The sequence below is a fragment of the Streptacidiphilus alkalitolerans genome (genome assembly GCF_042511045.1).
GTDB lineage: Bacteria > Actinomycetota > Actinomycetes > Streptomycetales > Streptomycetaceae > Streptacidiphilus > Streptacidiphilus alkalitolerans.
Genome location: NZ_JBHEZX010000025.1, coordinates 1 through 25,444, shown reverse-complemented (window position 1 = coordinate 25,444; position 25,444 = coordinate 1). Strand labels below are relative to the sequence as shown.

At 70.8% G+C, this 25,444-nt stretch carries 22 protein-coding genes and 1 pseudogene; 17 read left to right on the top strand and 6 right to left on the bottom strand.

What is annotated here, in order from left to right; all coding sequences use genetic code 11:
- The first annotated feature begins 2 nt into the window (after nucleotides 1-2).
- From dprA to ACEZDG_RS35215, 3 genes are all read left to right on the top strand, one after another.
- Nucleotides 3-1,145, top strand: coding sequence for a DNA-processing protein DprA (gene dprA / locus ACEZDG_RS35225; RefSeq protein ID WP_380518230.1), 1,143 nt, complete (start codon nucleotides 3-5; stop codon nucleotides 1,143-1,145).
- A gap of 446 nt (nucleotides 1,146-1,591) precedes the next feature.
- A complete protein-coding gene (gene whiG, locus ACEZDG_RS35220) occupies nucleotides 1,592-2,434 on the top strand; it encodes an RNA polymerase sigma factor WhiG (RefSeq protein WP_380518418.1) in 843 nt (280 codons plus the stop codon).
- Between the two features lie 120 nt (nucleotides 2,435-2,554).
- The gene (locus ACEZDG_RS35215; protein ID WP_380518415.1) at nucleotides 2,555-3,124 is read left to right on the top strand and encodes a TetR/AcrR family transcriptional regulator; all 570 of its coding nucleotides are present in this window, start codon (nucleotides 2,555-2,557) and stop codon (nucleotides 3,122-3,124) included.
- Between the two features lie 77 nt (nucleotides 3,125-3,201).
- On the opposite strand, the pseudogene ACEZDG_RS35210 reads toward ACEZDG_RS35215, so the two are convergent.
- Nucleotides 3,202-3,642, bottom strand: a pseudogene (locus ACEZDG_RS35210) (peptidoglycan DD-metalloendopeptidase family protein); the annotation flags it as partial.
- Nucleotides 3,643-4,086: 444 nt separating this feature from the next.
- Between ACEZDG_RS35210 and rpsB the strand changes: the two are divergent.
- The 7 genes from rpsB to rlmN all read left to right on the top strand — a co-directional run bounded on the left by rpsB (nucleotide 4,087) and on the right by rlmN (nucleotide 10,685).
- Nucleotides 4,087-5,016, top strand: a complete 930-nt coding sequence (gene rpsB, locus ACEZDG_RS35205) for a 30S ribosomal protein S2 (RefSeq protein WP_380518228.1) — start codon at nucleotides 4,087-4,089, stop codon at nucleotides 5,014-5,016.
- A 141-nt stretch (nucleotides 5,017-5,157) separates the two neighbouring features.
- Entirely contained in the window at nucleotides 5,158-5,994 is an 837-nt protein-coding gene (gene tsf, locus ACEZDG_RS35200) for a translation elongation factor Ts (RefSeq protein WP_380518226.1), read from the top strand.
- 170 nt (nucleotides 5,995-6,164) lie between these two features.
- The gene (gene pyrH, locus ACEZDG_RS35195) at nucleotides 6,165-6,920 is read left to right on the top strand and encodes a UMP kinase (protein ID WP_380518224.1); all 756 of its coding nucleotides are present in this window, start codon (nucleotides 6,165-6,167) and stop codon (nucleotides 6,918-6,920) included.
- A 75-nt stretch (nucleotides 6,921-6,995) separates the two neighbouring features.
- Nucleotides 6,996-7,553, top strand: a complete 558-nt coding sequence (gene frr / locus ACEZDG_RS35190; RefSeq protein ID WP_380518222.1) for a ribosome recycling factor — start codon at nucleotides 6,996-6,998, stop codon at nucleotides 7,551-7,553.
- Between the two features lie 110 nt (nucleotides 7,554-7,663).
- Nucleotides 7,664-8,812 carry a phosphatidate cytidylyltransferase gene (locus tag ACEZDG_RS35185; protein WP_415860288.1) on the top strand — a complete coding sequence of 383 codons (1,149 nt, stop codon included), beginning with the start codon at nucleotides 7,664-7,666 and terminating at the stop codon, nucleotides 8,810-8,812.
- A 288-nt stretch (nucleotides 8,813-9,100) separates the two neighbouring features.
- The gene (locus tag ACEZDG_RS35180; RefSeq protein WP_380518220.1) at nucleotides 9,101-9,454 is read left to right on the top strand and encodes a DUF805 domain-containing protein; all 354 of its coding nucleotides are present in this window, start codon (nucleotides 9,101-9,103) and stop codon (nucleotides 9,452-9,454) included.
- Nucleotides 9,455-9,560: 106 nt separating this feature from the next.
- The gene (gene rlmN, locus ACEZDG_RS35175; RefSeq protein WP_380518217.1) at nucleotides 9,561-10,685 is read left to right on the top strand and encodes a 23S rRNA (adenine(2503)-C(2))-methyltransferase RlmN; all 1,125 of its coding nucleotides are present in this window, start codon (nucleotides 9,561-9,563) and stop codon (nucleotides 10,683-10,685) included.
- 40 nt (nucleotides 10,686-10,725) lie between these two features.
- On the opposite strand, the gene ACEZDG_RS35170 is transcribed toward rlmN, so the two are convergent.
- From ACEZDG_RS35170 to ACEZDG_RS35155, 4 genes are all read right to left on the bottom strand, one after another.
- Entirely contained in the window at nucleotides 10,726-11,850 is a 1,125-nt protein-coding gene (locus tag ACEZDG_RS35170) for a hypothetical protein (RefSeq protein WP_380518215.1), read from the bottom strand.
- Entirely contained in the window at nucleotides 11,829-12,674 is an 846-nt protein-coding gene (locus tag ACEZDG_RS35165) for an ABC transporter ATP-binding protein (protein ID WP_380518213.1), read from the bottom strand. The genes ACEZDG_RS35170 and ACEZDG_RS35165 overlap by 22 nt, the downstream gene beginning before the upstream one ends.
- A 130-nt stretch (nucleotides 12,675-12,804) precedes the next feature.
- Nucleotides 12,805-14,181, bottom strand: a complete 1,377-nt coding sequence (locus ACEZDG_RS35160; RefSeq protein ID WP_380518210.1) for an aspartate aminotransferase family protein — start codon at nucleotides 14,179-14,181, stop codon at nucleotides 12,805-12,807.
- Complete coding sequence (locus ACEZDG_RS35155) at nucleotides 14,178-14,651, bottom strand: Lrp/AsnC family transcriptional regulator (protein ID WP_380518410.1); 474 nt, start codon at nucleotides 14,649-14,651, stop codon at nucleotides 14,178-14,180. Before ACEZDG_RS35155 ends, ACEZDG_RS35160 begins: the two co-directional genes overlap by 4 nt.
- Before the next feature lie 174 nt (nucleotides 14,652-14,825).
- Here ACEZDG_RS35155 and ACEZDG_RS35150 point away from each other — a divergent pair, with 174 nt between their 5' ends.
- Nucleotides 14,826-16,262, top strand: coding sequence for a gamma-aminobutyraldehyde dehydrogenase (locus ACEZDG_RS35150; protein ID WP_380518208.1), 1,437 nt, complete (start codon nucleotides 14,826-14,828; stop codon nucleotides 16,260-16,262).
- A gap of 42 nt (nucleotides 16,263-16,304) precedes the next feature.
- Here ACEZDG_RS35150 and ACEZDG_RS35145 read toward each other — a convergent pair whose 3' ends face one another.
- A complete protein-coding gene (locus ACEZDG_RS35145) occupies nucleotides 16,305-17,963 on the bottom strand; it encodes a PucR family transcriptional regulator (protein WP_380518206.1) in 1,659 nt (552 codons plus the stop codon).
- A gap of 210 nt (nucleotides 17,964-18,173) precedes the next feature.
- On the opposite strand from ACEZDG_RS35145, the gene ACEZDG_RS35140 reads away from it, so the two are divergent.
- The 6 genes from ACEZDG_RS35140 (at nucleotide 18,174) to ACEZDG_RS35115 (ending at nucleotide 25,135) form a co-directional block, all read left to right on the top strand.
- Nucleotides 18,174-19,703, top strand: a complete 1,530-nt coding sequence (locus ACEZDG_RS35140) for a gamma-aminobutyraldehyde dehydrogenase (RefSeq protein ID WP_380518204.1) — start codon at nucleotides 18,174-18,176, stop codon at nucleotides 19,701-19,703.
- Between the two features lie 42 nt (nucleotides 19,704-19,745).
- On the top strand, nucleotides 19,746-21,140 hold the full coding sequence (locus ACEZDG_RS35135; protein WP_380518202.1) for an NAD(P)/FAD-dependent oxidoreductase: 1,395 nt from the start codon (nucleotides 19,746-19,748) through the stop codon (nucleotides 21,138-21,140).
- Nucleotides 21,141-21,349: 209 nt separating this feature from the next.
- Entirely contained in the window at nucleotides 21,350-21,811 is a 462-nt protein-coding gene (locus tag ACEZDG_RS35130; RefSeq protein WP_380518199.1) for a hypothetical protein, read from the top strand.
- Nucleotides 21,812-21,932: 121 nt separating this feature from the next.
- Nucleotides 21,933-23,456 carry a CoA-acylating methylmalonate-semialdehyde dehydrogenase gene (locus ACEZDG_RS35125; protein ID WP_380518197.1) on the top strand — a complete coding sequence of 508 codons (1,524 nt, stop codon included), beginning with the start codon at nucleotides 21,933-21,935 and terminating at the stop codon, nucleotides 23,454-23,456.
- A gap of 126 nt (nucleotides 23,457-23,582) precedes the next feature.
- Complete coding sequence (locus ACEZDG_RS35120; RefSeq protein WP_380518194.1) at nucleotides 23,583-24,233, top strand: LmrA/YxaF family transcription factor; 651 nt, start codon at nucleotides 23,583-23,585, stop codon at nucleotides 24,231-24,233.
- Nucleotides 24,234-24,289: 56 nt separating this feature from the next.
- Nucleotides 24,290-25,135, top strand: a complete 846-nt coding sequence (locus tag ACEZDG_RS35115; protein ID WP_380518192.1) for an MBL fold metallo-hydrolase — start codon at nucleotides 24,290-24,292, stop codon at nucleotides 25,133-25,135.
- The last annotated feature ends 309 nt before the right edge of the window (nucleotides 25,136-25,444 follow it).

Here is a 25,444-nt window from a genome sequence, read left to right as displayed (position 1 = left end):
TCTTGCTGACCGATCCCCTTGTCGCGCCGACCCGTACCGTCCCGGACGACGAACGCCTGGCCAGAGCCGCCCTCAGCCGGATCGTCGAACCCGGCGACGAGGGCGCCGGGCTGCTGCTGCAGCGCTGCGGACCCATCGAGACCGCCGAGCGGCTGGCCCGCGGCCGTGACCTCCCGGAACGGCTGCGCCGCAGGGCCGAGGGCTACCAGGCCCGCGCCGCGGTGGCGAACCCGGCCGCCGACCTGGAGCGGGCCGCGCGGATGGGTGCCCGGTTGGTCTGCCCCGGCGACCGGGACTGGCCGACCCAGCTCGACGACCTCGGCCCCATCACGCCGACCGCGCTCTGGGTCCGCGGCGACGCCTCGCTGCGACTGCTGGCGCTGCGCTCCGTCGCCATGGTCGGGGCACGCTCCTGCACCGCCTACGGCGCCCGTGTGGCGGCCGAGCTGAGCGCCGAACTCGCGGACGCCGCTTGGGTGGTGGTGTCCGGCGGCGCCTTCGGAATCGACGCCGCCGGACACCGGGGCGCACTCTCCGCGACCGGTATCACCGTCGGCGTGCTGGCCTGCGGGGTCGACGAGATCTACCCGCGCGGGCACGCCACCCTGCTCGCCCGGATCGCCGAACAGGGGCTGCTGGTCAGCGAACTCCCGCTGGGGGCGCACCCCACCAGGCCCAGGTTCCTGCTTCGCAACCGGGTCATCGCCGCCCTCACCAGGGGCACCGTCGTGGTCGAAGCCGCCCGCCGCAGCGGCGCGCTGAGCACCGCGCGGCACGCCCGGGATCTGAACCGCCTGGTCATGGGCGTGCCGGGGCCGGTCACCAGTGAACTCTCGACCGGGGTGCACGCGTTGCTGCGCTCCGGCGCGGCGCTGGTCACCGACGCCGCTGAGATCATCGAGATGGTGGGCGGGATCGGCGTGGATCTGGCCCCGACGCGCCGGGGGCCGATGCTTCCTCGGGACGCGCTCGGCCGCGACACGCTTGAGGTGCTGGAGGCGATCCCGGCAGGTCCGCTGGGCGCCCCGGTGGAGCGGCTGGTCCGGGCGTCCGGGCTGCCGCCGGACGCGGTGCTGCAACGCCTCTACGAGCTCGGCTCGCTGGAACTGGTGGAGCGCTGCGGCTCACACTGGAGACTCGTCTGAACGTTCGCGCGCCGTCACCGCGACCCACCTGATCGAGCGAGCGCCCGTTGTGCATAGCTCTCGGAGAGCACTCGGTCACGCTACGCTCACAACCGCTCGGCCGAACGCGGCCGATGGATCAGCAGAACGGCACTAGACGACGAATGCCCACGTACTCGAGCTTCCCCGGGGAAGAGCCCCGCGCCGCCGGCGAGCGCCCACGACCGGCGCGCACCCGACGGGTGGCAACCCAGGGCGAGGCCCAGTACATCCCCGGGGCGCGCACCCGTACCCCGACCCCGCCCGCGCCCGCGCTCACCGCGACCGTCCCCCACCCGGCCACCCAGACCCCGCCGCCCGCCGCGCCGCCCGCCGCGCCGCCGTCGGTGCCGCGCCCCGCCGCGCCTGAGGCCGGGGTCGAGGCCGAGGCCAGGTCCGAGGCTGGGGTCGGGTCCGGGTCGGGGCCGATGTCTGGGTCCGTGCCTGGGCCCTCCACCGAACCCGAGCCCGGGCCCGAGCCGGCCGTCGCGGCCAAGGTGTCCCCGCCGTCCCGGCGTGCCCTGGACGACCTATGGCGCGCCTACAAGGCGTACGGCGACCCGCGGCTGCGGGAGCAACTGATCCTGCACTACTCGCCGCTGGTCAAGTACGTGGCCGGCCGGGTCGGGGTGGGCCTGCCCGCCAACGTCGAGCAGGCGGACTTCGTCTCCTCCGGAGTGTTCGGACTCATCGACGCCATCGAGAAGTTCGACCCGGAACGCGCCATCAAGTTCGAGACCTATGCCATCAGCCGCATCCGCGGCGCGATCATCGACGAACTGCGTGCGCTGGACTGGATCCCGCGCTCGGTCCGGCAGAAGGCCCGGGCCGTCGAACGCGCCTACGCCACCCTGGAAGTCAGCCTCAAGCGGACCCCGAACGACCCCGAGGTCGCCGCCGAGATGGGCATCGCCCTGGACGACCTGCACACCATCTTCAGCCAACTCTCGCTCGCCAATGTCGTCGCCCTGGACGAACTGCTGCACCCCGGCGGGGAGAGCGGCGACGGGGTCAGCCTGGTGGACACGCTGGTGGACAACACCGCGGACAACCCGGTGGAGGTCGCCGAGGGCCGCGAGCTGCGCCGGCTGCTGGCCCGGGCCATCAACACCCTCCCCGACCGGGAGAAGACGGTGGTCAGCCTCTACTACTACGAGGGCCTGACCCTGGCCGAGATCGGCCAGGTGCTCGGTGTCACCGAGAGCCGGGTCAGCCAGATCCACACCAAGGCCGTGCTGCAGCTCCGCGCCAAGCTCTCCGACGCCCGCTGACGACCGCGGCCTGCTGAGACCAAGGCCTGCTGACGACCGCGGCCTGCCGCCGACCGCGGCCCGGCCCCTCCACCGGTCTGTGTCTATGCTGTTGGCGTGCCGAAGATCCGAGCTGCCACTCTGGCCGAGCATCGCCAACTCCAGCGTGACGCCCTGCTCGAGGCGGCCCGTGCCCTGCTCGCCGAGGGCGGGATGGAGGCGCTGACCTTCCCCGCCCTGGCCGCCCGCACCGGCCTGGCCCGCTCCTCCGTCTATGAGTACTTCCGCTCCCGCGCCGCCGTGGTCGAGGAGCTGTGCGCGGTGGACTTCCCGTCCTGGGCGGCCGAGATCGCGGACGCGGTCGCCGTCGCCGAGAGCCCGCAGCAGCGGGTGGAGGCCTACGTCCGGGCGCAGCTGGCCCTGGCCGGCGACCCCCGCCACCGCGCCCTGGCCGCGATCTCCGCCGGTGAGCTGGACGACGCCGCCCGCGAGCGGATCCGGGCCTCGCACGGCCAGTTCGTCGGCCTGGTGGTCAGCGCGCTCGCCGACCTGGGCCACCAGCAGCCGGGCCTGACCGCAGGGCTGGTCCAGGGCGTGGTCCAGGCCGCGGTGAAACGGCTGGAACTGGGCGCCGCCGAGGACTCCGCCGTCATCATCGAGGCCACCGTCGCGCTGGTGCTGCGCGGCGTGACGGACGCCGCCGCAGGCTGAGGCCGCAAGGGCCCGGCGGGTCGCAGCGGCAGCAGCCGGGCCCGCACCGGCCCCAGCAGGGCCAGCGGATCGAGGTAACGGCGCCCCCGCAGCAGCCCCCAGTGCAGGCAGCTCCGCGGGCAGTGCCCCGCCTCGCCGACTGCCTCGCCAGCCGCTTCGCCGACTGCCTCGACCGTGCCGAGCACCTGCCCCGCCGTCACGGCCGCTCCCTGCTTCAGCACCGCCCGCACCGGCTGGTACGTGGTGCGCAGCGGCGGCTCCCCGGTGCCGGGATGGGTCACGGTCACCACCCCCACGCCCGCGATCACCCCGGCGAAGGTCACCGTCCCGCCCCGCACCGCCCGGACCGGGGTGCCGACCGGCGCGGCCAGGTCGACGCCCCGGTGCCCGGCGAGCCAGGGCTCCGGCGGCGGGTCGAACCGCTTCAGTACGTCCGACAGCGAGCCGCCGGTCGGCAGCGGCGGCGGTCCGAGCACTGAGGCGTGGGCACGCTGCCCCGGCGGTCCGAGCACGGTCATGGTGATCCCCAGGGCGAGGCCGAGGAGCAGCAGCAGGGCCCGCCTGCCGTCGGGCAGCGGGGGGCGGTCGGAGAGCCGGTCGGAGAGCGGTGGCAACAGGTTCGGCAACAGGTTCATACGGCGACTCTCCCCGTCCCGCCGGCCCCGTGGGTCCGGTCCGCCCCGGCCTGTGGACAACTCGGAGGGTGTGCAGAACTCCGTCACCCGGACGGGTGAGAAGGCGCTGCCGGCAGCGGAGGTCGCCCGGTGTCCGGCGATTCCCGTACACTTCACTCGCGGCCCGGCGTGCTGGGTCGACTTCGCACGCCCTGCCACCGGTGTTTCGGCTCGATTCCGCCGCCCGGTGAAGTGCCACTCGGTCCGTCAAGGCCCGGCACGGTCAGAGCGTCAGGCGTGACGGCCCACCGGCCGCCGCGGACAACCGAGAAAACTAGGAGCACGGCCATGGCCGTCGTCACGATGCGGGAGCTGCTTGAGAGCGGCGTCCACTTCGGTCACCAGACCCGTCGTTGGAACCCGAAGATGAAGCGCTTCATCTTCACGGAGCGCAACGGCATCTACATCATCGACCTGCTGCAGTCGCTGAACTACATCGACCGCGCCTTCGAGTTCGTCAAGGAGACGGTCGCCCACGGCGGCAGCGTCCTCTTCGTCGGCACCAAGAAGCAGGCCCAGGAGGCCATCGCCGAGCAGGCCACGCGCGTGGGTATGCCCTACGTCAACCAGCGCTGGCTCGGTGGCATGCTCACCAACTTCCAGACCGTCTACAAGCGCCTTCAGCGGATGAAGGAGCTCGGCGAGATCGACTTCACGGATGTGCCCGGTTCGGGTCTCACCAAGAAGGAGCTCCTGGTCCTGGAGCGCGAGCACACCAAGCTCGAGAAGACCCTCGGCGGTATCCGCGACATGCAGCGCGTGCCGTCCGCCGTGTGGATCGTCGACACCAAGAAGGAGCACATCGCCGTCGGCGAGGCTCGCAAGCTGAAGATCCCGGTCGTCGCGATCCTGGACACCAACTGCGACCCCGACGAGGTCGACTACAAGATCCCCGGCAACGACGACGCCATCCGCTCGGTCACCCTGCTGACCCGCGTGATCGCCGACGCCGTGGCCGAGGGCCTGATGGCCCGCTCGGGTGCCGCCAAGGGCGACGCCAAGGTCGACTCGGCCGCCGACCAGCCGCTGGCGGACTGGGAGCGCGAGCTGCTCGTCGAGGGCGAGAAGAAGGCTGACGAGGCTCCGGCCGCCCCGGCCGCTGCCGAGGTCGAGGCTCCCGCCGCCGAGGCCACCGAGGCTCCGGCCGAGGCTGCCGCCCCCGTCGCCGACGCCGAGGTGCCCGCCGAGGCCCCCGCCGCCGAGGCCGACCAGGCCTGACGACTTCAGGGCGAGGGGTACGTACGGCGGCACCCGCCGGGGTACCCCTCGCATCGTGTCCGGTGTCCGAGGCCCTGACCAGGGCCTCGGACACCGGTCCGACCACCTCAGACCGACACACGCGAGAAGGACTGAAGAAGAATGGCGAACACCACCGCCGCGGACGTCAAGAAGCTCCGTGAGCTCACCGGCGCCGGAATGATGGACTGCAAGAAGGCGCTGGACGAGGCCGAGGGCAACGTCGACAAGGCCGTCGAGCTGCTCCGCATCAAGGGTCAGAAGGGCGTCGCCAAGCGCGAGGGCCGTGACGCCTCCAACGGCGCCGTCGTCTCCCTGCTCGAGGGCGGCAACTCCGGCGTCCTGGTCGAGCTGAACTGCGAGACCGACTTCGTCGCCAAGGGCGGCCGCTTCGTGGAGGTCGCCAACGCGCTGGCCGCCCACGTCGCCGCGACCTCCCCGGCCGACCTCGACGCCGCGCTGGCCAGCGAGATCCAGCCCGGCAAGACCGTCCAGCAGTTCGTGGACGAGGCCAACGCGGGCCTGGGCGAGAAGATCGTCTTCCGTCGCTTCGCCCAGTTCACCGGTGGCGCGTACGTCGCGGCGTACATGCACCGCACCGACCCCGACCTGCCGCCGGCCATCGGCGTGCTGGTCGAGCTCGACCAGGAGAACGCGGAGATCGCCAAGGACGTCGCGCAGCACATCGCCGCCTTCGCCCCGAAGTTCCTCTCCCGCGAGGACATCCCGGCCGAGGCGCTGGACGCCGAGCGCCGCATCGCCGAGGCCACCGCCCGCGAGGAGGGCAAGCCCGAGGCCGCCCTGCCGCGCATCGTCGAGGGCCGGGTCACCGGCTTCGTCAAGGAGAACTCGGTTCTCGAGCAGGCGTTCGCCAAGGACAGCAAGAAGACCGTCCAGAAGGTCCTGGACGAGGCCGGCGTCAAGCTGGTCCGCTTCGCCCGCTTCCGCGTCGGCGCCTGACCTTTCGAGGTCTGCGGTGGACGCCCGATCGGGGCGTCCGCCCATACGATGTGAGTCGTGAATACGTCGAGGAGGCCATTGCCGTGCAGGCACCCGTTCCGGTGCCTGCGGTAGTGGCCTCCTCTCGTACGCGTGCTCGCACCAGTTCATGCACCACAGCAGAGGAGTCGATGCAGATGACCGCCGAAGCCGCCGAAGAGGGTCCGCGTCGTCGCGTACTGCTCAAGCTTTCCGGTGAGGCGTTCGCCGGCGGGGGCGGTCTGGGGGTCGACCCGGACGTCGTCCATGCCATCGCCCGTGAGATCGCCACCGTGGTCCGCGGCGGCACCGAGGTCGCCATCGTGATCGGCGGCGGCAACTTCTTCCGCGGTGCCGAACTGCAGGTGCGCGGCATGGACCGGGCCCGCTCGGACTACATGGGCATGCTCGGCACGGTGATGAACTGCCTGGCGCTGCAGGACTTCCTGATGAAGGAAGGGATCGAGACCCGGGTCCAGACCGCCATCACCATGGGCCAGGTCGCCGAGCCGTACCTGCCGCTGCGGGCCGTGCGGCACCTGGAGAAGGGCCGCGTCGTGATCTTCGGCGCGGGAATGGGCATGCCCTACTTCTCCACCGACACCACCGCCGTGCAGCGCGCCCTCGAGGTGCACGCCGAGGTGCTGCTGATGGGGAAGAACGGGGTGGACGGGGTCTACGACTCCGACCCCAAGACCAACCCGGACGCGGTCAAGTTCGACACCCTGGAATACTCCGAGGTGATCGCGCGGGACCTCAAGGTCGCGGACCTCACCGCGATCACGCTCTGCAAGGACAACGACCTTCCCATCCTGGTCTTCGAACTGCTCGCCGAGGGCAATATCGCCCGTGCCGTGCGCAGTGAGAAGATCGGCACATTGATCTGCGGGGAGTCGGCCCAGCGCTGACCCTCCCCGGTACACGCGTACGTAGTGCCCGCACCGCAGGAGTCGAGACCGGGTAGCACCGGACAGGAGCACATTGTGATCGAAGAGACCCTCCTTGAGGCCGAGGAGAAGATGGAGAAGGCCGTCGCCGTCGCCAAGGACGACTTCGCCGCGATCCGTACCGGCCGTGCGCACCCGGCGATGTTCAGCAAGATCGTCGCTGAGTACTACGGCGCGGTGACCCCGATCAACCAGCTGGCCTCGTTCTCGGTGCCGGAGCCCCGGATGGCGATCGTCTCGCCGTTCGACAAGACCTCGCTCCGGGTCATCGAGGAAGCCATCCGCAACTCGGACCTGGGCGTCAACCCGTCCAATGACGGGTCGATCATCCGGGTGAACTTCCCGCAGCTCACCGAGGAGCGCCGGCGCGAGTACATCAAGGTCGCCCGGACCAAGGGCGAGGACGCCAAGATCTCCATCCGCGCGGTGCGCCGCAAGGCCAAGGAGATCCTGGACAAGCTCAGCAAGGACGGCGAGGCCGGCGAGGACGAGGTGCGCCGCGCCGAGAAGGAGCTCGAAGACGTCACCGCGCGCTATGTGGCGCAGGTGGACGAACTCCTCAAGCACAAGGAAGCCGAGCTCCTCGAGGTCTGATGAACGACGACTCCTTCTGGGGGCCCGCTGCCGGCAACGGTGGCGCGGCGGCCCGAGCGCAGGGCCGCGGGATACCCCCTGAGGGAGGTCTTTCCGCAGGCCCCGGAAATATGGACGCCACCACGGTGATGCCGCCGGTGGTCGACGGACCGGTTCCCCCGCACTGGGGGGGACCGGCCGTCGGCCACTCGCAGCAGTCCCCGCTGCAGCCTGGCCCGGGTATGGCGCAGACTCACCCCATGGCCACCGAGCAACCCGCACCGGAGGGTTTTTCCGGACAAGCACCCGGCTCCACGCCGGGCGTCGAGGAGCCGGCCGCCACCCGCCTCAGCGGGCCGCTGTTCCGCGACGACCCCGAGGCGCCGCCGATGTCCCCGCAAGCCCCGTTCCCCGACCCCGTCGGGGGTACGGTTCCCGCGCCCCCGCCCGCTCCTCCCGCCGCCCCCAAGGGCGGGCGCGACCTGCGGGCCGCCATCGGGGTCGGCCTCGGTCTCGGGGTGGTCGTGGTGGCCTCGCTCTTCATCGTGAAGTGGCTGTTCGTCGGGGTGGTCGCCGCTGTCGTGGTGATCGGCATGTGGGAGCTCACCAGCCGCCTCTCGGAGAGCAAGGGCATCCGGGTCCCCCGGCCGCCGCTGGCCGTGGGCGGGGCAGCCATGCTGGTCGCCGCTTATCTCGGCGGACCCGAGTCCGCGCTGATCGCGTTCGCGCTGACCTGCCTGGCGGTCCTGGTCTGGCGGATGAGCGAACCGCCGGAGGACTACCTGCGGGATGTCACCGCCGGCATCTTCACCGCCTTCTACGTCCCCTTCCTGGCCACCTTTGTGATGCTGCTGCTGGCCGCGGACGACGGCCCGCGCCGGGTGGCGCTGTTCCTGGTGCTGACCGTCTGCAGCGACACCGGCGCCTACGCGGCCGGATCGCGCTTCGGCAAGCACAAGCTCGCCCCCCGGATCAGCCCCGGCAAGACCCGCGAGGGCCTGGTCGGCGCGGTGCTGCTGTGCATGCTGGTCGGTGCGCTCGGGATGGACCTGATGATCGACCAGGGCAGCTGGTGGCAGGGCCTGGTGCTGGGCGCCTGCGTCGCCGTCAGCGCGACCCTGGGCGACCTCGGCGAGTCGATGATCAAGCGCGACCTCGGCATCAAGGACATGGGCACGCTGCTGCCCGGCCACGGCGGCCTGATGGACCGGCTGGACTCCCTGCTGCCCACCGCCCCGGTGGTCTGGCTGGTCCTGGTCGGCTTCGTCGGCGCCGGCTGAACCCGCCCCGATCGTCAAAAGGCCCGGCCCCGTGAGGGGCCGGGCCTTTTACGCGGAACGGCGGCCAAATCCCTTGCGATGGAGAGAGTCTGACCGGTAGTCACCCGCAGCGGGGGTGGGCGTTTCGAAAATACTCGCAATTATCGTCAGTGCTTTAGTCCAGTATGAGCTGAAATGCTATGGCTGGGCTCTTTTGTAAGCCGCTTGACCAGCACTTATGCGTGCCCTACATTCTGCCTTGATTGATCGGCGATAACGTTGGCCCGCCCGGGCCGCAAGGGGTGTGCAGTGAACTGGTATGTGTCGTGCGTCAAGAACTACTTCGGTTTCGGCGGCCGGGCCCGGCGCCAGGAATACTGGATGTTCACCCTGTTCCATGTGATTTTCCTGGTCGCCCTTTTTGTGATAGGCCTCGTCATCCACACGCAGATTCCCTACTTCGTCTACGGGATCGCGCTCCTCATTCCCGGGCTCGCGGCGTCATTCCGCCGCCTGCATGACACCGGGCGTTCGGCGTGGTGGCTCCTCATCGCTCTGGTCCCGTTCGGCGCCATTGCCCTCCTGATATTCATGGTCTCCGAGGGCCAGGCCGCCGAGAACAAGTTCGGCCCGAACCCCAAGCTCGCCCCGGCCCTCGGCTGACAGCCGGGCGCAACGTCGCAGGAGGCCGGACCCATCGGGGTCCGGCCTCCTGCGCGTGATCGGGAGGTCCGCAGCCGCTCGGGCGACCTGCGACACTGGAGGCATCATGCCTAAGCCCATTCCCGGTGAACTCACCTTTGTCGCGCCGCGTGGCGCCAAGCCCCCGCGCCACCTCGCCGACCTGACGGCGGCCGAGCGCCGCGAGGCGGTCGCCGAGCTGGGCGAGAAGCCGTTCCGTGCCGACCAGCTCTCGCGCCAGTACTTCTCCCGCCTGTCGGCCGGACCGGACGAGTGGACCGACATCCCCGCCGCGTCCCGGGCCAAGCTCGGCGAGGCGCTGCTGCCCGAGCTGATGTCGGTGGTCCGCAATGTCTCCTGCGACGACGACGCCACCCGCAAGACCCTGTGGAAGCTCTTCGACGGGGTGCTGGTCGAGTCGGTGCTGATGCGCTACCCCGACCGGGTGACCATGTGCATCAGCTCGCAGGCCGGCTGCGGCATGAACTGCCCGTTCTGCGCCACCGGCCAGGCCGGGCTGACCCGCAACCTCTCCACCGGGGAGATCGTCGAGCAGATCGCCGCCGGAATGCGCTCGATCAAGAACGGCGAGTTCGGCTCGGACGGCTCCGGCGAGGCCGGCGCGGTGCGGCTGAGCAATGTGGTCTTCATGGGCATGGGCGAACCGCTGGCCAACTACAAGCGGGTGATCGCCGCGATCCGCCGGCTCACCGACCCGGCTCCGGGCGGCTTCGGCCTGTCCCAGCGCGGCATCACCGTCTCCACGGTCGGCCTGGTCCCGGCGATCAACCGGCTCGCCGACGAGGAGATGAGCGTCCGGCTCGCGGTCTCGCTGCACGCGCCGGACGACGAGCTGCGCGACACCCTGGTCCCGGTGAACACCCGTTGGCGGGTGGCCGAGGTGCTGGACGCGGCCTGGGCCTACGCCGAGCGCTCCGGGCGCCGGATCTCCATCGAGTACGCGCTGATCAAGGACATCAACGACCAGGCCTGGCGGGCCGACCTGCTGGGACGGCTGCTCAAGAACCACCGGGCGCACGTCAACCTGATCCCGCTGAACCCGACCCCCGGCTCCAAGTGGACCGCCTCCCGCCCGGAGGACGAGCGGGAGTTCGTCCGCCAGCTGAAGCTGCACGGCGTGCCGGTCACCGTCCGGGACACCCGGGGCCAGGAGATCGACGGCGCCTGCGGCCAGCTCGCCGCCGCGGGCTGAGCCCGAGGCCGGGCCGCCCCCTGAGGCGAGGCCGCGCCGCTCAGCGGAGCAGCGCGGCGGCGGTCAGGGCCGCGGCTCCCGCGCCCGCGCCGAGCAGCACCACCACCGCCGCGCCGGTGCGCAGCGCCCAGGAGCGCAGGTAGACGCTGCCCGCCGCGCCCATCCGGCGCAGCGAGGCGTACGCCGCCCGCCGGCTGGTGACCAGCTCGGCCAGCCGGGTCACCAGCGCGCCGAGCACGCATCCGGCCAGCAGCACGGTCTCGATCAGGGCCGGGGTCCCGGCCGAGCCGTGCTCGTCGGCGAGCCGGACCAGGACGACCGCGCCCAGCGCCGCGCAGACCGCGAACACCGCCAGCGGCGTGCCCAGCCGCCAGGCGTCCGCCTGCAGCCCGCGCCCGGCCAGCAGCCGGACCGCCCGGGGCCGGCCGACGGCGAGCAGCCAGCCGGCCGCGTACAGCAGGGCCGGGACGGTCACCGCGATCCCGACGAAGCCCACCAGCCAGCCGGTCCAGATCGCCAGGCTTCCGCCGGCGTGCAGGCCGGCGCTCAGCATCGCGGCTCCGGCCAGGGGCAGCGCCAGTGCCACCGCCAGGTAGGGGACGGTCGGCCGGGGCTGGGGCCGGTCCGCGCCGTCGCTGGGCAGCAGGTCCGCGGGGCGTACGGCGGCGGCTGCGGCGAGGCCGCCGAGCAGCGGGACGGTCGCCAGCAGGGTGGTGGTGCCGGCCGCGGGCAGCCCGGTGCTGGTGCCGAGGGCCGGGTCCAGCCGGGTGCCGGGCAGCAGCTCCAGCCAGTGGGCCCGCAGCACCAGGAATCCGGCCAGGGCCAGCAGCGCGCCGAAGGCGCAGGCCAGCGCGGTCTCCCCGGCCAGCAGCAGGCGCAGCCGGACCGGTCCGGCGCCGGCGGCGACCAGCCCGGCCATGCGTTCGGGCCGCTGCAGCGGCAGCGAGCGGGCCCAGCCGGCCGAGAGGTAGCCGAGGGCGGCGAGCGCCGGCAGGCACCAGAGCAGCCGGTCGACGGACGCGCCGGAGCCGGCCGGGTCGGTCAGCGCGCGGCCGAGGGCCCGCAGCAGCAGGGCGGTGACGGTGGCCGCGGCGACGGCGGTGAGCAGCCAGCGCAGCAGGTCGGCACTGCGGTAGCCGCGGGCTAGACGGAGGTAGGGGAGCACTGCTCGGCACCTTCCTCACGCACGTCCGGAACCGGCTCGACGGCCTGCTCAACAGCCTGCTCAACAGCTTGCTCGACGGCCTGCCCAGCTGCCGGGTCGACGGCCTGCGCCGGCCGCACGGCCATCGCCGGGCGGACCAGGACCGGTGCGGAGATCCTGCCGTCGGACATGGTGGCGACCCGGTCGGCATAGCGGGCGAGGCCGGGGTCGTGGGTGGCCAGGACCAGGGTGATCCGGTGCGACCGGGACGCGGTGACCAGTATCCGCAGCACCTGGTCCCGGTCCGCGCGGTGCAGCGGCGCGGTGGGCTCGTCGGCGAAGACCACGGTCGGACGGTGGGCCAGGGCGCGGGCGACGGCGATCCGCTGGCGCTGGTCCTGGCGCAGGTCTGCGGGCCGCAGCCGGGCGCAGTCGGCCACGTCCAGGCGTTCCAGCCATTCGGCGGCGGCGGTGGCGGCGGCCTTGCGCGGCGCTCCGGCCAGCAGCAGCGGCAGGGCCACGTTCTCCCGCGCGGTGAGCTCGGGCACCAACCGGGGCTCGGGTCCGACGTAGCCGAAGCGCTCCCGGCGCAGCCGCTCCCTGGCGGCGCGGCCGAGGGTATGCACCGGGGAGCTGTTGAACCAGACCTCCCCCTCGTCGGCCGGGGAGAGCCCGCTGAGGCAGTCGATCAGGGTGCTCTTGCCGCAGCCCCTGGGCCCGGTGACGGCCAGTACCTCGCCCTCCCGTACGCCGAGCGAGACACCCCGCAGCGCGGGCGTGCCGCGGTGGGACTTCAGCAGTGCCCGTGCCCACAGCACGTCGTTGTCCGGCGGGGCGATGGTCACTGCCGTCCTCCAGGTCGTGATGATGGCTCACAGACTAGAACGAGTGATCAGCGTACGGGACACCACTGGGCGGCTCCGACATATCGGTGTCGGAGCCGCCCAGGTGGCGGAGGGTGCGTCAGAGAGCTTCCTACATGCGGTTCCAGGCCTCGGTGAGCACGGTGCGCAGGATGCCCTCGATCTCGTCGAAGGTCGACTGGTCCGCGATCAGCGGCGGCGAGAGCTGGATGACCGGGTCGCCGCGGTCGTCGGCCCGGCAGTACAGGCCGTTCTCGTAGAGCGCCTTGGAGACGTAGCCGTAGAGGATCCGCTCGCACTCGTCGTCGCTGAAGGTCTCCTTGGTGACCTTGTCCTTGACCAGCTCGATGCCGTAGAAGAACCCGTTGCCGCGGACGTCGCCGACGATCGGCAGGTCGTGCAGCTTCTCCAGGGTGGCCCGGAAGGCGTCCTCGTTCTCGAGGACGTGCTTGTTCAGGCCCTCGCGCTCGAAGAGGTCCAGGTTGGCCAGCGCCACCGCGGAGGAGACCGGGTGGCCGCCGAAGGTGTAGCCGTGCAGGAAGGTGTTGTCGCCCTTGTAGAACGGCTCGGCGATCTTGTCCGAGATGATCGCCGCACCGATCGGGGAGTACCCGGAGGTCATGCCCTTGGCGCAGGTGATGATGTCGGGGATGTAGTCGAACTTGTCGCAGGCGAACATGGTGCCGAGGCGGCCGAAGGCGCAGATGGTCTCGTCCGACACCAGCAGCACGTTGTACTGGTCGCAGATCTCGCGGACCCGCTGGAAGTACCCGGGCGGCGGCGGGAAGCAGCCGCCGGCGTTCTGCACCGGCTCCAGGAACACAGCGGCGACCGTCTCCGGGCCCTCGAACAGGATCTCCTGCTCGATCTGGTCGGCGCACCAGCGGCCGTAGGCCACCGGGTCGTCGCCGTACTGCGGGGCGCGGTAGATGTTGGTGTTGACCACCTTGTGGGCGCCCGGGACCAGCGGCTCGAACGGGGCCTTGAGGGCCGGCAGGCCGGTGATCGACAGGGCGCCCTGCGGGGTGCCGTGGTAGGCCACCGCGCGGGAGATCACCTTGTACTTGGTGTGCTCGCCGGTGAGCTTGAAGTACTGCTTGGCCAGCTTCCACGCGGTCTCGACGGCCTCGCCGCCACCCGTGGTGAAGAAGACCTTGTTGAGGTCGCCGGGGGCGTAGTCCGCCAGCCGCTCGGCGAGCTCGATGGCGTTGGGGTGCGCGTAGCTCCAGATCGGGAAGAAGGCCAGCTTCTCGGCCTGCTTGCGGGCGACCTCGGCCAGCTCGGCGCGGCCGTGGCCGGCCTGGACCACGAACAGGCCGGCCAGGCCGTCCAGGTACTTGCGGCCGTTGGAGTCCCAGATGTACGCACCCTCGCCGCGGACGATGGTGGGAACCGGGTTGTTCTCGTACGAGGACATCCTGGTGAAGTGCATCCAGAGATGGTCGTAGGCGGTCTTCGAAAGGTCCTTGGTGGCCGGGTCGGCGCTCATCGGGTACCCCAGGTGTAGGTCTGTTTCCGTAGCTTCAGATAAACGAAGCTTTCGGTTCTCCGCACGCCGGGCAGCGCGCGGATGCGCTTGTTGATCAGTTCGAGGAGGTGTTCGTCGTCCTCGCAGACCAGCTCGGCCAGCAGGTCGAACGAGCCTGCGGTCACGACGACGTAGTCCACCTCGTCCATGGCGGCCAGCGCGTCCGCGACCGGCTCCATGTCGCCCTCGACGTTGATGCCGACCATCGCCTGCCGGGTGAACCCGACGGTCAGCGGGTCGGTGACGGCGACGATCTGCATGACGCCCTGGTCGAGGAGCTTCTGCACCCGCTGCCGTACCGCGGCCTCGGACAGGCCCACGGCCTTGCCGATGCTTGCGTACGGCCGCCGGCCGTCCTCCTGGAGCTGCTCGATGATCGCCTTTGACACGGCGTCGAGGGGAACACTGCCGTTCCGTTCACGGTTGGCCACGTCCGCCACCCTGCCTCATCGCGCGCTGGTTAGCAAGGGAATCCGTCGTGATTGGATGAAAAACGTGCTGATTCCATTGTTCTTACAGCGTGGACCTGCCGATAACCACCGCGACGGGGCTAGGCTGGGCAGCGCCGGGTACGCCGGCGAGCTGGAAACCGAGGAGAGGTCCCCGTGAGCGAGCTTCAGACGCTGCGCAACTACATCAACGGCGCGTTCACCGACGCCGCCGACGGTCGCACCACCGAGATCGTCGACCCGACGACCGGTGAGGTGTACGCCACCGCGCCGCTCTCCGCCGAGGCCGACGTGGACGCGGCGATGAGCGCCGCCGCCGCCGCGTTCGAGTCCTGGCGGGACACCACGCCCTCGGTACGCCAGTTGGCCCTGCTGAAGATCGCCGACGCGGTCGAGGCGCGGGCCGAGGAGCTGGTCGCGGTCGAGTCCAAGAACACCGGCAAGCCGCTGGCGATGACCGCCTCGGAGGAGATTCCGCCGATGGTGGACCAGATCCGCTTCTTCGCGGGTGCGGCCCGGCTGCTGGAGGGCAAGTCCGGCGGCGAGTACATGGAGGGCCTCACCTCCTTCGTCCGCCGCGAGCCGGTCGGCGTCTGCGCCCAGGTCGCGCCCTGGAACTACCCGATGATGATGGCGGTCTGGAAGTTCGCCCCGGCCATCGCCGCGGGCAACACCGTGGTCCTCAAGCCCTCGGACACCACCCCGGCCTCGACCGTGCTGCTCGCCCAGATCATGGGGGAGATCCTGCCGGCCGGCGTCTTCAACGTGGTCTGCGGCGACCGCGACACCGGCCGCCTGATGGTCGAGCACGCGGTCCCGGCGATGGCCTCCATCACCGGCTCGGTCCGGGCCGGCATGCAGGTCGCGGCCTCGGCCGCCAAGGACGTCAAGCGGGTGCACCTGGAGCTGGGCGGCAAGGCCCCGGTCGTGGTCTTCGAGGACGCGGACATCGCCTCCGCCGTCGAGGGCATCTCGGTGGCCGGCTACTTCAACGCGGGCCAGGACTGTACCGCCGCCACCCGGGTGCTGGTGCACCAGGACATCCACGACGAGTTCGTGGCCGCGCTGGCCAAGGCCGCCGCCGACACCAAGACCGGGCAGCCGGACGACGAGGACGTGCTCTACGGCCCGCTCAACAACGCCAACCAGCTGGCCCAGGTCAGCGGCTTCATCGAGCGCCTCCCGGCGCACGCCAAGGTCGAGGCGGGCGGCCACCGGGTCGGCGAGGTCGGCTACTTCTACGCCCCGACCGTGGTCTCCGGCCTGAACCAGGACGACGAGATCATCCAGAACGAGGTCTTCGGCCCGGTCATCACCGTGCAGAAGTTCGCCACCGAGGCGGAGGCCATCGCCAACGCCAACGGCGTCGACTACGCCCTCGCCTCCTCGGTCTGGACCAAGGACCACGCCCGGGCGATGCGGCTGGCCAAGCGGCTCGACTTCGGCTGCGTCTGGATCAACACCCACATCCCGCTGGTCGCGGAGATGCCGCACGGCGGCTTCAAGAAGTCCGGCTACGGCAAGGACCTCTCCGCCTACGGCTTCGAGGACTACACCCGGATCAAGCACGTGATGACGTCCATCGAGGGCTGACCCCGGCGACCGTGCGGCGGTGGCGGCCCCTGCCCGGGGGCGCTACCGCCGCACCGCGTCCAGCGCCAGCAGCGCCACATGCAGCGACAGGCAGGACTCGACCTGGTCCAGGTCCACCCCCAGCACCCGCTCCACCTTGTGCAGCCGGTCGTAGAACGAGGGCCGGGACAGGTGCGCCGCGTCCGCCGCCGCGGACTTGTTGCGGCCCTGCTCCAGGTAGACCCGCAGCATCTGGATCAGCTGGCTGCCGTGCTCGGCGTCGTACGCCAGCAGCGGGCCCAGCTCGCGTTCCACATAGGTCTGCAGCCGGGCGTCGTCGCGCAGCAGGTGCAGCAGACCGCGCAGCCGGACGTCCGGCAGCCGGTAGTACGAGGCCGACCGCGCGCCCGACGCCGGGGCGTCGTGCAGCGCGGCGTCGGCCACCTGGGTGGCCTCGACCAGGGTGCGCCGGGCGTCCCTGACCGCGCCGACCGAGGAGCCCACGGCGATCACCGGCTCCGGCTGCTCCGCCTCCAGCAGCAGCCGGCGCAGCGAGGACGCGAAGCCGTCCAGCGCGCTGTGCTCGTCGTCGCGGGCGCCGAGCGACACCAGCAGCCCGACCGCCTCGTCGTCCAGCGCGCCGACCAGCGCGGTCAGCCGCTTCTCCCGCACCGCGGCGGCGGCGGTCTCGGTGAAGTCCCGCAGCCGGGCCTGCGCCTCCAGCGCGGCCGGGGCGCTGCCGCGCCGCATCCGCAGCACCACGCCGACCAGCCGCCGCCCCTCCAGCGGGACGCCCAGCGCCGAGGCCCGCAGCGCCACGTCCGAGACCGTCAGCGCATGGGTCAGGATGCCGGACAGCAGGGTGCGGTGGGTCTGCCGCTCCAGGCTCTCCCGGTCGCGGACCAGCAGCCGGTTCAGCGCCAGGGTGGCGGCGGCACGCTCCAGCAGCATGGTGTGGCGGTGCGAGGCCTTCTCCGGCGCGACGTCCTCCTGCGCCGAACTGGGCGTGCCGAGCAGCAGCAGCCGCCCCCAGTCGTGCCCGCGCGCCCCCACCGCGGTGACCAGCCAGCCGGTGCGCGGATCGTGCCCGGTGCGGCCCTTCGGCCGGACCCCGCGCGAGCGCGACTCCCAGCCCGCCAGCAGCACCTGGGCGTTCTGGCCGCCGGTGTCGTAGGCCAGCACCTGGTGCGACAGGTTCTCCAGCACCACCGGGGCGCCGGCCATCCGGGACACCTGCTGCACCACCTCCACCGGCTCGGCGCCCTCGACCGCCAGCTCGTTGAAGGTCTGGTGGATCTCCTCGGACGAGCGCAGCTCCTCCAGCTGGGCGTTCACCACCAGCGCGTGCACCGCCTCGGTCACCGCGACGAAGCGCAGCTCCCGGCGCAGCACGATCAGCGGCAGCCCGCGCTGCTCCGCGGCGTGCACCAGGGCCCGCGGCAGGTTGTCGAAGTAGCGCCGCCCGAACTCCACCACCAGTCCGGCCACGCCCACGTCGGCCAGCTCCCGGACGTACCTGGCCAGGCCCTCCCGGTCCTCGGGCAGGGCGATCCCGGTGGTCAGGATCAGCTCGCCGCCCTGGAGCGTCCCGGCGATGTCGGCCAGCTCGCTGACGTGCACCCAGCGGACCGGGCGCTCCAGGTGCTCCCGGCCGGCCACCACCTCGGGGAGGCCGCGGCTGACCACGTCCAGATCGAGGACACGGGCGACGGTGGGGAACAACGGGACCTCCTGGAACAGCGGTGGGCTCCCTTCATAGTGTCAGCCGGATCCGACATGCGGGCAACGAGGTGTCGGGTTTCACGGCCTTGGCAGGGTGTAATGCCAGTAACGATCTGCCTTGCGGCCTGTTGCTTGCCCGACCCGTCCGAACCGGGGCATCGTACGCAGAGTGGGCACCCCCGCCCTGTACGGACCTCGCTGGAGGAACCCATGGACCAGTCCATCGTCGGCACCCGCTTCGACGCCGGGGCCCAGTACCTCGGCGGAGCGCTGCGCGAGGGCACGGGCGCGGAGACCTTCGACGTCACCAACCCGGCGGACGGCAGCCTCGTCCAGCGGGTGCGGCTCGCCTCCACCGCGGACGTGGACGACGCCGTGGCCGCCGCCAGGGCCGCCTTCCCGGAGTGGTCCCGGTCCACCCCCGGCGCCCGCTCCGACGCGCTGACCAGGCTCTCCGGCATCCTCGCCGAGCGCGCGGAGGACTTCGCCCGGGTGGAGAGCCTGCAGACCGGCAAGCCGATCAAGCTCAGCACCGAGTTCGACGTCCCCGGCACCATCGACAACACCGCCTTCTTCGCCGGCGCAGCCCGCAACCTGGAGGGCAAGGCCTCCGGCGAGTTCTCCGGCGACCACACCTCCTCGATCCGGCGCGAGCCGATCGGCGTGGTCGGCTCCATCTCGCCGTGGAACTACCCGCTGCAGATGGCAGGTTGGAAGATCCTCCCGGCCATCGCCGCGGGCAACACCATCGTCCTCAAGCCGGCCGAGCTGACCCCGCTGACCTCGCTGATGTTCGCCCAGGCCTGCACCGACGCCGGGATCCCGGACGGTGTCGTCAATGTGGTCACCGGCGCGGGCCGGGTCGCGGGGGAGTACCTGGTCGGCCACCCCGACGTGTCGATGGTCTCCTTCACCGGCTCCACCGGGGTCGGCAAGCGGGTCGGCGAGGTCGCCGTCCAGGGCGTCAAGCGCACCCATCTGGAGCTCGGCGGCAAGGCCCCGTTCGTGGTCTTCGACGACGCCGACCTGGAGGCCGCCGTGCACGGCGCGGTCGCCGCCTCGCTGATCAACACCGGCCAGGACTGCACCGCCGCCACCCGTGCCTACGTCCAGCGCCCGCTGTTCGACGCCTTCGTCGAGGGCGTGGCCGAACTGTTCGAGCTGGTCCGGCTGGGCGACCCGTTCAACCCGCAGACCGACCTCGGCCCGCTGGTGTCGCTGCGTCAGCGGGACAGCGTGGCCGGCTTCGTCGAGCGCGCCCGCGGCTACGGCGCCACCGTCGCGGCCGGCGGCTACGCCCCGGAGAAGGGCCACGACGGCAGCGACCTCACCCTCGGCGCCTACTACCGCCCGACGCTGATCACCGGGATCGGCCAGGACGCCGAGGTGGTGCAGAGCGAGATCTTCGGCCCGGTGCTGGTCGCCCTCCCGTTCGACAGCGACGAGGAGGGCATCCGGCTCGCCAACGACACCCCGTACGGGCTGGCCGCCTCCGCCTGGACCCGCGACCTGTACCGCTCGCTGCGCGCCACCCGGGAGATCCAGGCCGGCTGCGTCTGGGTCAACGACCACATCCCGATCATCAGCGAGATGCCGCACGGCGGCTACAAGGCGTCCGGCTACGGCAAGGACATGTCGCAGTACTCGCTGGACGAGTACACCCAGGTCAAGCACGTGATGCAGGACATCACCGCAGTGGCCCGCAAGGACTGGCACCGCACGATCTTCGGCGACCGCTAACCCACTACCGCACCTGAGGGTGCATCAGAGAGCAGTGAGACTATGGATTCGGCCCATTCCCTTGCCGACGTCCAGTACAGCTCGTTCTGGCTGTCCGACCCGAGTCGGCCCGAACCCCTGCCCGCCCTCGTCGGCGACACCAGCTGCGACCTGCTGGTGGTCGGCGGCGGCTACTCCGGTCTGTGGACCGCGCTGATCGCCAAGGAGCGCGACCCGTCGCGCGACGTGGTCCTGGTCGAGGGCCAGCAGGTCGGCTGGGCCGCCTCCGGCCGCAACGGCGGCTTCTGCGCGGCCAGCCTCACCCACGGCTTCTTCAACGGCCTGGAGCGCTGGCCCGAGGAGATCCGCACCCTGGAGCGCCTCGGCCAGGAGAACCTGCAGGCCATCGAGGACGCGGTCAAGCGCTACGGCATCGACTGCGACTGGGAGCGCACCGGCGAGATGGACGTCGCCACCGAGCCCTACCAGGTCGAGGAACTGCGCGAGGGCGCGGCGACCATGGCCGAGTACGGCATCCACGCCGAGTTCCTGGACACCGAGGCGATCCGCGAACAGGTCGCCTCGCCGACCTTCCTCGCCGCGATCTGGGACAAGGACGGCGTGGCCATGGTCCACCCGGCCAAACTGGCCTGGGGCCTCAAGCGGGCCTGCCTGGAACTGGGCGTCCGGATCTTCGAGCACACGCCCGCCACCGACCTCGCCGAGAGCGGCCCCGGCATGGCCGTCCGCACCCCGTACGGACGGGTCTTCGCCGGGCATGTCGCGCTCGGCACCAACATCTTCCCCAACCTGGTGAAGCGGGTCCGCCCCTACCTCGCCCCGGTCTACGACTTCGCGCTGATGACCGAGCCGCTGACGGACGAGCAGCTCGCCTCGGTCGGCTGGCAGAACCGCCAGGGCCTCGGCGACTCCAGCAACCAGTTCCACTACTTCCGGATGTCCGCCGACAACCGCATCCTCTGGGGCGGCTACGACGCGATCTACCACTACGGCGGCAAGGTCCGCGCCGAGTACGACCACCGCCCGGAGACCTACGAGAAGCTCGCCGAGCACTTCTTCACCGCGTTCCCGCAGCTCGAGGGCATCAAGTTCAGCCACGCCTGGGGCGGCGCGATCGACACCTGCAGCCGCTTCTCGGCCTTCTTCGGCACCGCCCACAAGGGCCGGGTCTCCTACGCCCTGGGCTTCACCGGCCTGGGCGTCGGCGCCACCCGCTTCGGCGCGGAGGTGATGCTCGACCTGCTGTCCGGCGAGAAGACCGAGCGCACCGAACTGGCGATGGTCAAGAGCAAGCCGATCCCGTTTCCGCCCGAGCCGGTGAAGTGGATCGGCATCGGCCTCACCAAGTGGTCCCTGGACCGGGCCGACCACAACGAGGGCAGGCGCAACCTCTGGCTCAAGGCCATGGACGCGCTGGGCCTCGGCTTCGACAGCTGAGTCCCGGTCCGAACGTGCTTCGCGGCGCGCACCCCACTACCGGGTGCGCGCCGCTTTCGTTGCTTTACGCCCCTTCTCGCCCCGAGCTCCCCCACCCGGTCTGAGGATGTTGGCCCTATCCGTGTAAGAGCGGACGCACAAGTCGCTCTCTCTTGTTACCGGCGAGTCAGATACCGGCCGCCGCAGGCAGGACGTGGAGGACGAGGGCTATGGGAAGCATGGAAGCGAGGGACGCGGTGGAGTGGCTCAGTGCCGCCGCGCCGGATCCCGAGGCGTGCCGCTGGGAGTGGGAGCGCAGCACCTTCGGGATCGTCCTGCTCCCGGCGGGACGGCTCTGGGACGTACTGATAGTCCCGGGCGAACTGGGGCGGCTCACCGTCGACGTGCTGCTGCGCCTCGAAGCCGAGCCGGGACCGGTCCTGGCCGACTTCGGCGACTTCAGGGTCGGCTTCTTCGTCCCGCCCGGGACGGCGGCCCGCTGGGTCGGCACCGGGGTGCGCACCGCGGGCCAGGGCACCTGGCTGGCCGTCCCGTACCCCGGACGGGCCGGCCGCGGACTGCGCTGGCTGGTTCCCCCGGACGGCAGCGGTGTGCTCAACGACCCGGTCATGCTGGAGCTCGCCATGCACGAGGCGGCAGCCCTGCTGACCGGCGACGATGACGAGATGTAAGGACGAATCGGCTTTCCCCGACAACCTGTGGATTGAGGCCGGCCTGCTTCCGCAACAGAATGTGTACAGCGCGGCACCCGCTCGTGAGACCCTGTGCCCCGCCCGGACTCGGAGGCAGACGTTGAGCAAGCACATCACCCACTGGATCGGTGGCACCCAGGTCGCCACCGCCGGCAGCGCCCCGCGCCGCGGTGACATCTTCGACCCGGCCACCGGCCGGGTCACCGGCCAGGTCGACTTCGCGACCATCGCCGAGGTCGACGCCGCGGTCAGCAGTGCGGTCGGCGCGTTCGCCTCCTGGCGCAACGCCTCCATCGCCAAGCGCACCACGGTGCTGTTCAACTTCCGCGAGCTGCTGAACGCCCGCAAGGACGAGCTGGCCGCGATCATCATCTCCGAGCACGGCAAGGTGCACTCGGACGCACTGGGCGAGATCGCCCGCGGCCAGGAGGTCGTCGAATACGCCTGCGGCATCCCGCAGCTGCTCAAGGGCGGTTTCACCGAGCAGGCCTCGACCGGCGTCGACGTCTACTCGATCCGCCAGGCCCTCGGCCCGGTCGCGGTCATCTCGCCGTTCAACTTCCCGGCGATGGTCCCGATGTGGTTCTTCCCGATCGCCATCGCGGCCGGCAACACCGTTGTGCTCAAGCCCTCCGAGAAGAACCCCTCGGCGGCGCTCTTCATCGCCGGGCTGTGGCAGGAGGCCGGGCTGCCGGACGGCGTCTTCAACGTGGTGCACGGCGACAAGGTCGCGGTCGACCGGCTGCTGGAGCACCCCGACATCAAGTCCGTCTCCTTCGTCGGCTCCACCCCGATCGCCCGCTACGTCTACGAGACCGGCACCCGCTACGGCAAGCGCGTCCAGGCCCTGGGCGGCGCCAAGAACCACATGCTGGTCCTGCCCGACTCGGACCTGGACCTGGCCGCCGACTCGGCGATCAACGCCGGCTTCGGTGCGGCGGGCGAGCGCTGCATGGCGGTCTCCGTCCTGGTCGCGGTCGAGCCGATCGCCGACGAGCTGGTCGACAAGATCAAGCAGCGGATGGCCACGCTGAAGGTCGGCCCCGGCTGCAACGGCGACTCGGACATGGGCCCGCTGGTCACCGGCGTGCACCGGGACAAGGTCACCTCCTACATCGACTCCGGTCTCGCCGACGGCGCCGAACTGGCCGTCGACGGCCGCAAGCACCCGATCACCGCCGCCGACGCCAACGGCACCGTGACCACGGACGGCTTCTGGCTCGGCCCGACCCTGTTCGACCACGTCAAGCCGGGCATGTCGGTCTACAACGACGAGATCTTCGGCCCGGTCCTGTCGGTCGTCCGGGTCTCCTCCTACGAGGAGGGCCTTGAGCTGATCAACAGCAACCCGTACGGCAACGGCACCGCGATCTTCACCAACGACGGCGGAGCGGCCCGCCGCTTCCAGAACGAGGTCGAGGTCGGCATGGTCGGCATCAACGTGCCGATCCCGGTCCCGGTCGCCTACTACTCCTTCGGCGGCTGGAAGGCGTCCCTCTTCGGCGACAGCCACGCCTACGGCCCCGACGGCATCCACTTCTTCACCCGCGGCAAGGCCGTCACCTCACGCTGGCTCGACCCGAGCCACGGCGGCATCAACCTGGGCTTCCCCACCAACGCCTGACGCCCGGCTTTTTTGGAGCCATGCCCGGACGGGGCCCGGCCCGGCTGCGACTTCCCCCGTCGCAGCCGGGCCGGGCCTTTCCTTTGCTCCTTGACTATATAGACCAGTCGGTCTAGTTTGAACGCCATGGCCACCCCACGCACCGAGACCCGGTCCCGGGTGCTGCGCACTGCGGCAACCCTCTTCCGTCGGCAGGGCTACCACGCCACCGGGCTGAACCAACTCCTCGCCGAGAGCAGCGCCCCCAAGGGATCGCTCTACTTCCACTTCCCGGGCGGGAAGGAACAGCTCGCAGCGGAGGCGGTGCTGCTCTCGGCCCGTGACCTGGGCACACAGATGGGCGAGGCGATGGACGCCGCGTCGGCGGCCGCCTCACCGTCCGGTGCTGGTGCTGAAGCCGCTGCTGCTGCTATCGCCGCTCTGGGAAACCTGTTCGCCGAATCCCTGGAGAGCTCCGGCTACCTGGAGGGGTGCCCCATCGCCACGGTCGCCCTGGAGACCGCCTCGGCGAACGCCGACATCCGATCCGCCTGCGCCCGCTCCTACGCCGCCTGGCAGACGGGACTGGCCAAGCGGATGCGGGGCTGGGGCGTGCCGCAGGACGAGGCCGACCCGCTGGCTGAACTGGTCCTGGCCGGCCTACAGGGAGCGCTGCTCCTGGCGCGGGTCCGTCAGGACGCGGCGCTGGTACGGCAGATCGCGGACCGGCTCGGCGCGCAGGTGGCTGCGGCGGCCACGGCGGCTACGGCAACAGGTTCAGCAACGCGCGACAACTGAGCACACCCAGCACACCAGACACTCCAGGCACTTCAGTCGAGAAGAGGCGTCCCATCATGCGTGTGCACCACCTCAACTGCGGCTCCATGCGCCAGATCCCCCCTGAGCAGTCGGACAGCGAACTGCTCGTGCCGGCCCGCGCTGTCTGCCACTGCCTGCTCATCGAGGCGGAAGACGGCCTGGTACTGGTCGACACCGGCTTCGGTACCAACGACCTGCGGCATCCGGAGCGGGCGCTCGGCCCGGACTTCCTGGGCCGGGCGGAACCCCTACTGGATCCGGGGGAGACGGCAGCCCAGCAGATAGTCCGCCTCGGCTTCGACCTGCGGGATGTGCGGGACATCGTCCTGACTCACCTCGATCTCGACCACTCGGGGGGTGTCCCGGACTTCCCACAGGCCCGAGTGCACGTCCATCAGGCGGAGGTCGACGCGGGACTGACCCAGCACGGGCAGCACCCGGAAGACCGGATCCGCTATCGCGCGGAGCACTGGAACCACGGACCGCAGTGGGTGACCTACGAGAAGACGGGCGGTGAGCCCTGGTTCGGCTTCGACGCGGTACGGGAACTCAAGGGACTGCCGCCCGAGATCCTGCTCGTGCCACTGGCTGGGCATACCGCAGGCCACTGCGGCGTCGCAGTCCAAAGAGACGATGGCGGCTGGCTGCTCCACGCCGGCGACGCGTACTACTACCACGGTGAACTCGACCCGGTCGCTCCACGACCCCATCCGATGCTGGACATCCTGGCCACCGCGACGGAGGTGGAACGCCCGCTCCGCCTGGGCAACCTCGCCCGGCTCCGGGAACTGGCCCGCGACCACGGGGACCAGGTCTCGATCGTGAGCGCACACGATCCCTGGGAGTTCGCTCGGTTTGACACTGCCGGAGGAGCTGCGTAGTGTCCTTCGAGTTGCCCTACGCACATATGGGTGCGACGAACCCCCTGATCAGATGGCATGACCCTTCTTTGGCATGCGGTTTATCAGGAAAGCGGCGGAATTGGCTTGCACAGAGAAATTCCGCTAGAGTTTCACTCGTCGGAACGGGCCGGAAACGGCCTGATACGATGAAAAAGAAGTACGAACGAACGAAGCGCCCGGAGGGTCGGTGTGAAAGCCGCCTGAAGGAAGTGTCCGTTCCTTGAGAACTCAACAGCGTGCCAAAAGTCAACGCCAAATGTTGATACCCCGTCCGCCCGCATCATGTGG